Origin of the sequence: Bizionia gelidisalsuginis (genome assembly GCF_008086185.1) — a bacterium.
Taxonomy (GTDB): domain Bacteria; phylum Bacteroidota; class Bacteroidia; order Flavobacteriales; family Flavobacteriaceae; genus Bizionia; species Bizionia saleffrena.
The window spans coordinates 1-13,120 of record NZ_VSKN01000015.1; the positions used below are offsets into that span (position 1 = coordinate 1).

General features: G+C 36.7%; 10 protein-coding genes. 2 read left to right on the plus strand and 8 right to left on the minus strand.

Annotated elements, in window-relative coordinates; genetic code table 11:
* A partial coding sequence (locus ES677_RS10865; protein WP_148381255.1) for a choice-of-anchor L domain-containing protein occupies positions 1-2,657 on the minus strand: 2,657 nt, incomplete at its 3' end.
* Between the two features lie 343 nt (positions 2,658-3,000).
* On the opposite strand from ES677_RS10865, the gene ES677_RS10870 reads away from it, so the two are divergent.
* Positions 3,001-5,037: a thioredoxin domain-containing protein gene (locus ES677_RS10870; RefSeq protein ID WP_148381256.1), complete on the plus strand. Its 2,037-nt coding sequence runs from the start codon at positions 3,001-3,003 to the stop codon at positions 5,035-5,037.
* A gap of 150 nt (positions 5,038-5,187) precedes the next feature.
* Positions 5,188-6,000, plus strand: coding sequence for a mechanosensitive ion channel family protein (locus ES677_RS10875; protein WP_148370521.1), 813 nt, complete (start codon positions 5,188-5,190; stop codon positions 5,998-6,000).
* Between the two features lie 225 nt (positions 6,001-6,225).
* Here the strand turns inward: ES677_RS10875 and tsaB are convergent, their stop codons facing one another.
* The 7 genes from tsaB to ES677_RS10910 all read right to left on the minus strand — a co-directional run bounded on the left by tsaB (position 6,226) and on the right by ES677_RS10910 (position 13,114).
* Positions 6,226-6,903, minus strand: a complete 678-nt coding sequence (gene tsaB / locus ES677_RS10880) for a tRNA (adenosine(37)-N6)-threonylcarbamoyltransferase complex dimerization subunit type 1 TsaB (RefSeq protein WP_148370520.1) — start codon at positions 6,901-6,903, stop codon at positions 6,226-6,228.
* Between the two features lie 2 nt (positions 6,904-6,905).
* On the minus strand, positions 6,906-8,234 hold the full coding sequence (locus ES677_RS10885; RefSeq protein WP_170235061.1) for a TolC family protein: 1,329 nt from the start codon (positions 8,232-8,234) through the stop codon (positions 6,906-6,908).
* Positions 8,224-9,342: an efflux RND transporter periplasmic adaptor subunit gene (locus tag ES677_RS10890; RefSeq protein WP_148370518.1), complete on the minus strand. Its 1,119-nt coding sequence runs from the start codon at positions 9,340-9,342 to the stop codon at positions 8,224-8,226. The genes ES677_RS10885 and ES677_RS10890 overlap by 11 nt, the downstream gene beginning before the upstream one ends.
* A 66-nt stretch (positions 9,343-9,408) precedes the next feature.
* Entirely contained in the window at positions 9,409-10,650 is a 1,242-nt protein-coding gene (locus ES677_RS10895) for an ABC transporter permease (protein ID WP_148370517.1), read from the minus strand.
* Between the two features lie 81 nt (positions 10,651-10,731).
* Entirely contained in the window at positions 10,732-11,961 is a 1,230-nt protein-coding gene (locus ES677_RS10900; protein ID WP_148370516.1) for an ABC transporter permease, read from the minus strand.
* A complete protein-coding gene (locus tag ES677_RS10905; protein ID WP_148370515.1) occupies positions 11,954-12,655 on the minus strand; it encodes an ABC transporter ATP-binding protein in 702 nt (233 codons plus the stop codon). Before ES677_RS10905 ends, ES677_RS10900 begins: the two co-directional genes overlap by 8 nt.
* A 237-nt stretch (positions 12,656-12,892) precedes the next feature.
* Positions 12,893-13,114: a hypothetical protein gene (locus tag ES677_RS10910; protein WP_148381258.1), complete on the minus strand. Its 222-nt coding sequence runs from the start codon at positions 13,112-13,114 to the stop codon at positions 12,893-12,895.
* Positions 13,115-13,120 lie beyond the last annotated feature (6 nt).

Genomic DNA, 13,120 nt, shown 5'->3' on the forward strand with positions numbered 1-13,120 from the left:
GGTACTGGGTTAAACACATACGTTCCGCCTGGTGTTGCTTCTGTATCGACAATACCGCCGTCGCACGTTGGCGTCATTGTTATACTCGCATCGTCTACTGATAAAACGGTAAGATCGAAAGTTGCTGTTGATGGGCATTGTCCAGTTGTGGTATACTCAATAGTGTACGTTGCTCCAGCCGTTCCGCTCAATACTTCTCCTGTTGCCGGATCGATCGTTGCTGTATCTGTTGGTAAAGGATTAAAAGTATAGGTTCCTCCTGCAGTTACGAAACTATCTACTGTCCCCCCGTCGCAAGTCGCTTGCATTGTAAATGATGAGTCGTCTCTAAGGTTAACAATTAAGTTAAATGCTGGTGTTGGTGAAGCGATGAAGCATCCTAAAGCACCTGCACTATCAACACGAACATAAATGGGTTCTGGGTTGACGACATTAATATAATCACTAACTAAAGCATTTGTTCCTGCATTAGCATCAGCGAATGTTGTATAATACGTTACCGTATAGTCTGTATTAGATTGTGTTCCTAATATAGTTGCATTTTGAGACTCTAAATCGAATGGTTCTGTACCATCGTTAGAAGCATCATCGCAAAGTTCCATATCTGGAGCTGGATTGTAAGTTATATTTAAGAAATTTAAGGTAAATAATTCTGTATCTACACAAGTTCCAGAAGTTGCATCTTCAATTCTTATAAAAACAGGCTCTCCATCTGTACCGGAATAGTTTGCAGGATCTAAAATAGGATTCGTTCCTGCGTCGGCATCTGCTTGAGAATTATAGTACGTAATACTAAACTGCGTAGGATCTTGAGTGCCTAAAGCTTCAGAATCATTTTCAGTAAGATCAAATATTACCGCTCCGTTGCCATCATTACACTCCGTTAAATCGTTAACATTATCAATTGTTGGTCCTGGAAGAAATTCAACAGTTACCGTATCAGAAGCTTGGCAACTCCCTGAGAACACAATTTCTACTGTATAGTCTCCTGCTTCAGTAGCATCGTAGGTAGATCCAGTTTCACCTGCAATAAGAACGCCATCCAAATACCAAGCATGCGTAGCCGAAGGTGTTTGAGTATCTAAAGTCACTGGAGCACCAGGGCATTGCGCTGTACCCGCTGCGATAGTGACATCATTTCCTAAATCACCTCCTAAATTAAAAGAGCCCGCTTTAAGAAATACGGCGGCATCAAGAGCCGTGTCTTGATCGTCTGCAATCACCAATTTAATGGTATATACATTATTAGGAATTACAGCAGACGACGCCGTCATAGAAGTCGTATATCCCAGAAAGTTTGTTGGATTATTAGCGGGAGGCAAGCCGGTAGTAGGTCCATAATATGAATCAAAAAATCCAGGGTTTACAGACGGACAACCGGTATTATACGTATTATCTCTAACAGTAAGTACAGATACCACATCTGTGGTACCTGGTACCATAGCTAAATTTGTAGTTATTCCAGTAGCTTGATCTGTTAATAAAAAGGCAAACGCATCGGTAAAACTACATTGAAACGTACCATATTCTTCAGAAGCAAAAATAAAATCGAAACTAATAGTATCGGCAAGTGGCACAAAATCAAACTGTATGTAAGATGCATTATTAGTAATTCCTGGTGTTAAACCTATAGCAGCTTCTAAGTCTGTATCACCTGGCCAAGCACTATTTCCTTCACTTTGCGTACCTACTTCTGGTCCTTCAGCAAGAACGGCAGACCCGGACGTCAATACAATTCCCGCTTCAAAGCCAAAATTACCACCTGTACTGCTAAAAGATCCTATTCCATTTACACTACCAAAATCACTTCCTGTACTAGAAGTCACATTGGAAACCCCTGCACAGTCGCTATTAATTAGCACGTCACTTATTAAACCATCTACAGTATAATCTGTTGTACTAACCTCTATATAAGGACTTGGAATAATTACTGTTATTGTAGTTTGTTCGCTACATCCCGTTGGGTTTGCATCGGTTACGGTTAATGTTACGGTATACGTCCCAAACCCGGTAAACACATGACTTGCAGATTGCCCTGTTGCCGGTGCTGTTCCATCACCAAAATTCCAAGAATATGTTGCTCCTGTTCCATCATCTGAAAACGTTGCACTTCCATCAAACGTAACCGTATCGCCATCGGCTATTATTATATTTCCGTCGCCGTCGGCTACAGGACTTGTGCTATCTATAGTTGGTGTAATCGTTTGGCAAGGCACTAAACACTCTATTGTTGCTGCCCAACCTGTTGTATTACCAGAACCATTACTTACAAAAACAAAAGTTAAACATCCCGAAGTGTTTCCTGGAGATGCGGTAATAGTACCTGGAAAAGCAGCCGCACCAGTACCTGACAAAACATCCAATACAGGAGCCGAGGTATCGTCTCCATCATAGACGGTTAAGGTATCTGCTGGGTTGCCTCCAAAAGCTGCCTGAGTACCAAACGCTGTAAAAGCGACTTGCACTGAGGCATCTACAGTATCTGGACATATAGTATATTCGAAATTTTCATCATTGCTGTAATTTGCCGAAGTTCCTCCAGAATCGTAGAAAACTCCAGAACAGGTATCAATGGACCCGTTTTGCATAAGCACATCTTGAGCAGATGCCGTAAAAAAAGTAAACACTAAAAGTATGAGTAATGTAAAATTCTTCATTATAATGAGGTTATTTTTCAATATTAGGTTAATCTATCTGCAATTATACTAATAATTACTGAGTTTTTATGACAACAATTCAGTCTAAATACCTCGTTAACTGTGTTAATTATCTATTCAATTAACCATTCATCTATTCAGTAAAGAATGTCTTCTAACAAATTGCTATCTACTATATAACAACATCTTCTAAAAAAACCCTACCGCCATTTCACAATTATTTAGAAAGATTAGTATTTAAAAACTGCTTCACTTCTAAAACATTAACTTTGATTTTATGAACTATTTTAGTTACCTCCTCTTATTCTTATTGTTAAGTTGCAACTCACAAATAAAAAAGCAAATGCAAAACCCTCACACCAATTCTCTAATTAATGAAACAAGCCCTTATTTATTACAACACGCTCACAACCCCGTAAATTGGAACGCTTGGAACACCGAGACTTTAGAACGCGCTAAATCTGAAAACAAACTTATTATTATTAGTGTGGGTTATGCAGCTTGCCATTGGTGCCACGTTATGGAACACGAAAGTTTTGAAGATGAAGACGTCGCCGAAATAATGAACGCTAATTTTATAAGTATAAAAGTAGATCGTGAAGAACGCCCAGATATAGATCAAGTGTATATGAATGCTGTACAATTAATGACAGGACAAGGCGGGTGGCCACTAAACGTTATTGCGCTCCCTGACGGACGACCAGTTTGGGGCGGTACTTACTTTAAAAAAGACCAGTGGACTCAAGCGTTAACACAGATTGCTAAATTGTACGCAAACAGCCCTGAGAAATTGTACGACTATGCTGATAAGCTTGAGCAAGGGATTAAAAATCTAGATGTTATTGTCCCTAATACTGAAGTGATTGATTTTCAGTCTAAAGATATCGAAAATGCTGTAGACTCATGGTCAGAACACTTCGATTTAAAATTTGGGGGTGTTAAAACACAACAGAAATTTATGATGCCTAACAACTATCACTTTCTGTTGCGCTATGCGTATCAGAAAAAAGATATAGAGCTTCAGAAATTCGTAAATACGACCTTAACAAAAATAGCTTATGGCGGCGTTTACGACCATATAGGCGGTGGTTTTTCTCGCTATTCGGTAGACTCAAAATGGCACGTACCGCATTTCGAAAAAATGCTCTATGATAACGGACAACTTGTAAGCTTATATGCCGATGCTTATTTAATTACAAAGGACCCATTATATAAAGAAGTCATTACCGAAACCTTAGACTTTGTTGCGCGAGAATTAACAACACCAAACGGCGCTTTCTATTCGTCTTTGGATGCCGATAGCAATACGAGTGAAGGGGTTCTAGAAGAAGGCGCCTATTACGTCTGGACAAAAAGAGAACTCGAAACTCTCTTAAAAAGCGATTACAAATTGTTTGCTGAGTATTACAATATTAATGCTTTTGGTTTCTGGGAGCATAAAAACTACGTCCTTATACGATCGGAAAGTGATCAGGACTTTACAACTAACCATAAATTATCTCAGCACGGGCTAAACACTAAAAAGCAAGAGTGGAAAACCCTTTTATTAAAAGAGCGCGCGAAACGCGAAACACCGCGATTAGATGATAAAAGTTTAACCTCTTGGAATGCTTTAATGCTTAAAGGCTACCTTGATGCTTACCGCGTTTTAGGAGACAAAACGTATTTGGATGCTGCTTTAAAAAACGCATATTTTATTGTAAACAATCAGTTAAAAAAAGATGGGAGTTTATACCATTCTTATAAAAACGACACTAGCAGCATTAATGGTTTTTTAGAAGATTACGCCACAACTATTGAGGCTTTTATCTTAGCGTACGAAATTACGTTAGACAAACAATGGCTTTATACCGCTCGGGATTTAACCAATTATGCTTTCGATCATTTTTATGACGCTGCTAGTAAAATGTTCTTTTTTACCAATAACAACGACGCGCGACTGGTATCAAGAAGTATAGACTATCGCGATAATGTTATTCCTGCAAGCAATTCAATATTTGCAAAAAATTTATTTAAACTCTCTCATTTTTTAGGCAATGCGTATTACTTAAAAACAGCAACTACAATGCTCCATAATGTGTCGCCAGAAATTACCGAGTACCCTAGCGGCTTTTCAAATTGGCTAGATTTAATGCTAAATTATACAGAGCCTTATTACGAAGTAGCGATTGCAGGTAAAGATGCTAAAGAAAAATTAAAAGAACTTAACACTACTTATATTCCTAATAAATTAATCGTGGGTAGTACAACTGCTTGCAATTTGCCACTTTTAGAACATCGGTTTATAGATGGAGAGACCTTAATTTATGTTTGTGTAAATAAGAGTTGCAAACTTCCGGTAAGTAACGTAAACGCTGCCATACAACTGATAAAAGAATAACTGTATAACCCACGGGCGTTGCCGTCTAACATTTAGTACGGCATACTATAGCTGCGTATTTTTTAAATTTTTATAATAGAAATAACATTTTAAATTTGCATAAGCTTCCCAAAATGTTAAATTTTACGGTCTAATAAATTAAAATATAAAATGGAAACACAAAAATGGATCGATAAAGGATGGGAAGTCATTGTAGACCTTGGGCCAAAAGTTCTCGCAGCTATTGCAATATGGCTAATTGGTGGCATTATCGTTAAATACTTATTAAAAGGTATTAATAAAGCAATGGACAAAAAAGGTCTAGAAATTGGCCTAAAAAAATTCTTAAGCAATCTTATTGGTTGGGGTTTAAAAATTGTTTTAATTTTAGTTATTTTAGGAACAGTAGGTATTGAAACCACCTCCTTTGCTGCTGTTTTAGCGGCTGGTGGTTTAGCTGTTGGTTTGGCTTTACAAGGTTCACTATCTAATTTTGCAGGCGGCATTTTAATTATGATTTTAAAACCTTTTAAAATTGGAGATTTTATAGATGCTCAAGGGCAGTCTGGTACCGTGAAAGAAATCGATATTTTCAACACAAAATTACTCACCACGAATAATCAGGAAGTAATAATGCCAAATGGAGCGCTATCCAACGGCAACATTGTAAATTATAGTACCGAAAGCACCCGTCGTGTAAACTTAACATTTGGCGTTGGCTACGATTCGGATATTAAGAAAACTAAGGAGGTTATTTTAGGGGTAATTAATTCGCATCCCGCTATTTTAAAAGACCCTGCTCCTGCCGTAAACGTATCGGAATTAGCAGACAGTTCTATTAATTTTTTCACCAGAGCTTGGGTAAATCAAGCCGATTATTGGGATGTTCATTTCTATTTAATCGAGCGTACCAAAGAAGCATTCGACGAGGCTGGTATCGATATTCCTTACCCACATCAAGTCGAAATTCATAAAGAAGGCTAATGGTATAATAATGCGGTTTTGGGCGTTACCAAGAGAAAAACATGGTCGGGCTTTCACTACGCGCTTCCCGATAGTAATCGGGAGAGCTTAAACAAGCCGTTTAACCCCTAACGCAACCACGATTGCCCCTTGTAAAGTATTAAAACGATTAAGTAATTCTTAACGCGCGCTTGGTTGCAGCTTTATAAAAAATAAATGAGCAATTGCTGTTACAGTACTAATATTTTAGGGTTTTGGTTTTGGTTTTAAAGCCACAAAATCTTTTAAATAATAGGGCTCAAAATAAGCGACATCTTCGGTGTCGCTTTTTTTGTACTTAGCAAAAGCTAAAGCACCCATTGTACTTGCCGATGGTAATTTATGCTCTATAAACACCGCGTTTTCGTGCGGTATTAGTGTTTTAGTTTTCTCAACACCATTGCCAACAAAATAGACTTTACCGTTATTTAAATATGTTGCAAAAGCATCAGTATCTAATATTTGTGCTTCAATAGCACGCACCATTTCATAATCTGAGGAAAACACAGCCGAATACACTTCCATTCGTCTAGCATCTAGCATCGGTACAATCACGCCACTTTCCGCATTTACTTGGTGTGCTAACGCCTCTAAAGTACTTACTGCTATTAACGGGATCTCTAAAGCATAACATAAGCCTTTTGCTGCCGACACTCCAATACGTAACCCTGTATAAGACCCTGGGCCTTTACTAACCGCAATAGCGTCCAAATCTTCGCGCTCTACTTTTGCTTCTTTTAGAATGTTTGCGATAAATGTGTGTAAGCGTTCGGCATGCGAATAGTTATTATCGTAATCCTCTTTTAAAAGCAAAGTCTCTCCTTCTTTAGAAAGAGAGACAGAACAATTTGTTGTTGTTGTTTCTATATTTAATATTAAAGCCACGGCTATTCTGTTATTGGTTTTCCAAGATAGAAATCTAATACTTTCGTCTTAAAAATAAAATCATATTTCGCATTAATTAAAGACGACTCCGCATTTACTAAACGCAAACGCGATTGCTCTAAATCGAACGCATTCATCGCTCCTATATTATAGCGTTCTTGAGAGTTGTTAAATGCTAATTCTTGAGATTCTAAGGATACCTTTGCAGCGTCGTAAGCTCTGAACGCCGCTTTTGCATCGGTAAACGCACGTTGTATGTTCGACTCTAAATTTAATTTTGTTTGTTCCAAACGCAATTTGGCATTCTCTACTTGAATACGCGATTTCGCAACTGCCGTTTTATTTTGAAACTGTGAAAATATAGGTATATTAACACTCAAGGTAAAACGGTGCGATTTCTGATCGTTTAATTGTTGAAAAAACGGATCTTCATTTTGTTGTAAATTAGAATAAAACACATTCGATCCAAAACCGTAACCTAAAGAGACACTCGGGTAATATCCAGCTTTAGAAATTTCTGTTCCTAATTCTGATATTTCGATACCTTTTTCAGCGACTTTAACTTCATTTCTATTTGCTAAAGCATAATCTAAAATAGGAGACACATCGTTATACATTAATGCTTCCGAAGGTGAATCTATCTCTATAACTTCTACAGCGAAGCCTTCAAAAGGCACTTGTAATAATTGTGATAGTGTTAATAAAGATAACTCATAATTGTTTTCGGCTACCGTTACACTTTGCACGTCCCTACTTAAAGTGGCTTGCGCATCGTAAACATCGGCTCTTGGTTGTGCGCCTGCATCTACTAATTCGTTGACACGTTGTAATTGTTTTTGAGAAAATTCGTATTGTGCTTCTGCCGTTTCTAAATTTTCAATATTAAATAAAATATTTAAATACGCGTTCACGACGTTTAACGAAATATCATCTTTAATGCGGTCTAATTCTAACTGATTAGATTCTAAATTTAATTGCGATTGTTTGTATAAGTTCGTGTTTCTAAATCCGTTAAAAACGGTTTCATTTACGTTGAGCCCTAAACTGGTACTATTAGACGTTCGGTTGGTAAATTGCCCTTGAAACAACTCCACATTACCTGTAGAAAAACTATGATTAGCATTAGCGTTAACCGATGGTAAAAACTGCCCTTTTGCAGCAATAATATCTTGCTGATTCGTCAATAATGTATTCGACGCCTGTTTTACAGTAATGTTATTATCTAGCGCGTAATTAACACTTTCTTGCAACGTCCATTGCTTGTCTTGCGCTAAAGCGGCGAAACTTAGACTTAAAGCGACTACTGTTGCGAAAATTGTTTTAGTTTTCATCCTCATCGTTATTGTCTTTTAATGCTTTGTTCCACACTTTAATTTTATCACCTTCTTTTACACCGTCCGTTATTTCGATGTTTATTCCATCTGAAATACCAAGTTCCACATTTTTCTTTTCGTACTGACCATCGCCCACCATTAATTCTACATACGGTTTTTCGGTAATACGGTTAAATTGAAGTAGCGCTTCTTTTATAACTAGAACACTGTCTTTACTTTCCATTTCAATCTCTGCATTAGCACTGTAACCTGCTCTAATTTTTGTAGACTCTTCAATATCGACATCCGCTTTAATTGTAAACTGTACTGCGCCATTTTCCTCGTTTCCTTTTGGTGCAACGAACGTTAATTTTGCTGGGAACTTTTTCTCGTTAATCGCTCCTAATATCACTATGATTTCTTTACCTTCTTGAAGCTTACCAACTTCAGCTTCATCGACTTTTCCTTCAAAAATCATTTTACTCATATCGGCAATAGTAGCGATTGTTGTTCCCGCATTAAAACTATTACTTTCTATAACTTGATCACCTTCCCTTACCGGAATTTCTAATACGGTACCAGGAATCTGTGCTGTAATACTCGTGTTTGCAGAACCTCCGCCAGAGAGCGAACCACGTTTTATAATCTGGTAGTTATTCTGTGCTTGGCTTAACGATTCACTCGATTGATTTAGTGATAACTGGCTATTTTCGAAATCCTGTTTAGAAATGACTCCTTTATCAAACAACACTTTGTTTCTATCGTACAATGTCTTGGCGTTATTATAAGATAATTTAGCTGAATTAATTTGGCTATTTGCACTTACTAAACTTTGCTCGTTAGGCACAACTCTAATCGTTGCTATTAAATCGCCTTTCTTAACAATATCGCCTTCTTCAACTAATATTTTATCGATAATTCCTGCAATTTGTGGTTTCAATTCGATTTCTTCTTCAGGATTTAATTTTCCTGTAGCCACCGTTTTAGTTCTTATTGACGTGTAGAAAGGTTCTTCGACTTTAAAGTCTTCAACCCCTTTAGAGTTGGAGTCGCTAAAATATTTTAGAACATAAACTAGAGCAATTACCAAACTTACCCCAATAATTATTTTTAATGCTTTTTTCATTTTAATGTATTTAATAACGTTGGTTATAAAAATCTATTCGTTTTTATGGTTTATATATAGTATTAATTATTCTTCTCTTAACGCGTCTATTGGCTTAATGCTGGTGGCCTTAAATGCAGGTATTAGTCCAATAAGTGTTCCTAAAAACACGAGAATAAGCAAGGCAATAAAAACGACAGCAATAGGTACCGAGGCATTTACAAGAACGGCTTCGTCCCCTTGCCCAAATGCGGCATTTAATCCAATTAAGATCCAACCACCACTTATAATTCCCAAAAAGCCGGCAATAAGAGTAATAAAAACGGCTTCGACAATAATTTGTCGTTTTATCTCGAAAGGTGTTGCTCCTAAAGCACGGCGCACACCAATTTCTTTAGTTCGCTCTTTAACGGTAATTAATAAAATATTACCTATGGCAAAAACCCCGGCAATTAATGTTGCAATACCCACGAACCAAGTTAAAAATTGCATTCCTGTTAAAAAGCCTGTAAGTTTAGCAAACTCTTTACCTAAGTTAAAACTACCAAAAGCACGATCGTCCTCCGGGTGAATTCTATGTAAATTTTTAAGCATTAGTTTGGCATCGGCTTCAATTTGGGTAATATCGGCCTCTGGTTTACCGGTAATCATTATCCAACCAATATCATTTCCTTGATTGTATATTTGTTGAAACGTAGTAAACGGAATATGAAGATCGCTCGTAGGCCCCATACTTCTATTTCCGTTTTCGAACATACCAACAACCATAAAGTTGATACTATTTATTTGAATGTATTCGCCAATCATTTCAGCATCTTTTTGAAATAATTGCTTGTAGATTTCTTCTGAAATGATGACTACTTTTTTATTGGAATCGATATCATTTTGATTGATAAATCGTCCGTGAATCATTTTCTTTTTCTGAACGCGATCTAGTAAGGGGTAATCGCCATTTACGCCAAAACTTCCGGACAAAAAATTTCTGGTAACCACTCCCTGATTTTGATTTCTAGGCACTACAAACTCTACACCATCAATATTTTCTTCTAGCTTTTTAGCATCAAATAAGGTAAGTACTACTTGTTTTCCTTCTTGAAATCCTTTAAAAGGTTTACTAGTACTTTGCCCCCACACAAAGACACTATTGGTTGCGAAGCTTCCGAAGAGTCTATTAAAAGAATTCTCTAGTCCTTTTGCCGAGCCCAGCAAACCAATTAATAGCAAAACACCCCACCATACGCCAACCATAGTTAACACTGTACGCAGTACATTTTTACTTAAGCTATCGTAAACTTCTTGCCAGGTATCTCTTTCGAATAAAAATCTCATTTGTTAATTCTTATTGGTTGGTTACTCATTATTTGATTTGATGCCGTATTAAACACTGCTGTTAATTCTATATTTACTTTATTAATCATCTCGTAACGCAACTATAGGTTTAATTTTCGATGCTTTTTTTGCCGGTAAATAACCTGCAATTCCACCAGCAGCAATTAAAGTTACGGTCGCACTTACAACTAAGCTTAAACTTACTTTGGGATCTTTAATAAAAAACTTCTCTAAACTGGGACCAACCAACTCGAGAACGCCCATTCCTATTACCAAACCAAGAAATCCTGCGATTACGGTGATAAAAATAGATTCCATTAAAATAATAGATACAATAGATTTAGGTGAAGCGCCTAGGGCTTTTCTAATACCAATTTCTTTAGTTCTTTCTTTTACAATAAAAATCATAATATTACTAATCCCTACTACGCCAGCGATAAGTGTACCAAAACCAATAACGAGAACAATCATTCCTAACCCCGTTGTCATTTGGTTAATACCTTTAGCTTCGTTGGCTAGATTTCGTACTCGCACAGCACGTTGGTCGCTTTCTGCCACCGAGAACCGATCTTTTAATTTTTTCGTTAGTAAACCACTAAAGGCAATCGCCTGGTCGTAACCCATTGCAGGGTTATAGGTAAGATTAATTTGATCTATATAATCGTTATTACCATAAATTTGTTGTGCCGTTGAAATAGGCATATAAATTAAGCGCTCTTCGTTATCGCCACCATCGTCTTCAAACACTCCAACAACTTTATACTGTATTCCGTTAAGATTAATATATTTACCAATTGCCGTTGTTTTTAAAAACAAATCATTTTCTACCAAACGACCAATTACAACTACTTTGGTGTTTTCATTTAAATCTAATTGATTAATGTAACGCCCTTGAGTCACTTTTGTGTTTTCCAAATACTGGTGATCAGGATGTACCGCTCTTACAGAATAGCTATTTTTTTCATTTTGAAAAGAAGCATTAACATTTTTATACACTCGAGCTGTAATAAACTGTACTTTATCGCCGAACTCTTTTTTTATATAATCGTAATCTTCGTTCTTGAATTGAATTTGACGTCCCGCTTGCAAGCCTTTATTCGCTTGTGTTGTACGTCCAGAATTAATAAAAATAGAATTGGTAGCATCGTCTTTAAAAGCCTCATCGAACGTATTGGTTAGCCCGTTTGTAATACCAAAAAGAATGGCAAAAAGCAGAATAGCAAACGTTACCGTAAAACCAGAAAGTAAGGTTCTGGTTCTGTTCATATTTATACTCTGAAATATTTCTCTCCAAAGGTCTCTATCAAACATATTGCGAAGCTCTAACTTGTTCTACAAATTTATCTTCCATAATAACACCGTCTACTAAGCGTACAATACGTTTGCACATATCTGCAATATCTTCTTCGTGAGTTACTATTAAAATAGTTTTCCCTTCGTCGTTTAATTGTTGTAGAAACGCCATTATTTCATAGGAAGTTGTGGTATCTAAAGCTCCGGTTGGTTCATCGGCTAAAAGCAGTTTAGGATCGGCTGCCAATGCTCGCGCAATTGCAACACGCTGTTTCTGCCCACCAGATAATTCGCTTGGCAAATGTTCTGCCCACGCTTTTAAACCTACTTTTTCTAGGTGAAACAGACCTTTTTCAATACGCTCTTTACGTTTTAAACCTTGATAGTATAATGGCAATGCCACGTTATCTAAGGCGTTTTTATAATTGATAAGATTAAACGATTGAAAAATAAAACCCAAAAATCTATTTCTATAAATCGCTGCTTTTTTCTCGGTAAGATTTTTAATTGGGACATTATCTAGGATATAATCGCCTTCATCTGCTTCGTCTAGCATTCCTATAATATTTAGAAGTGTAGATTTACCCGAACCAGAAGATCCCATTATCGCAACCATCTCTCCACTCTCTACAGAGAGATCAATGCCTTTTAAAACGTGTAAACTTGAATCACCTATGGGATAAGACTTGTGCAGTTTGTTAATTTTTAGCATATGAATTGGCTTTTTATTGCGTACTGATTTTACAGGAATATAATAATTAGACTGTTAGTATTCAAAAATGTTACATCATTTATAAAAATAAATAAATAAAAAATCTCAAGTTGCGCGTTCAACTACAGATTTAAGCCCTATAACGAACACATTTAGTACTAAAACATAAATGACAGTTTAAAAAAAAAGCTTCAGATGATAACATTTGAAGCTTTACAGTACGATTGGCTATTCCAATTACGCCTTAGGTTTTGTAAAATATTTCCGATAGATAAAAAACCCTAATCCAAAGACTAACACATAAGGCACAGCCATTAAATACACGATTCCGTTGTTAATTCCTTTTGCAGTGCCTTGACCTGCTTCACTCTCTAATACGGCGCGACACATAGCACATTGCGCGTTACTGTTAATAAAAAATAGAAGCGAAAATATAAAAAATAAGAGTTTAGTTTTCATAATAAT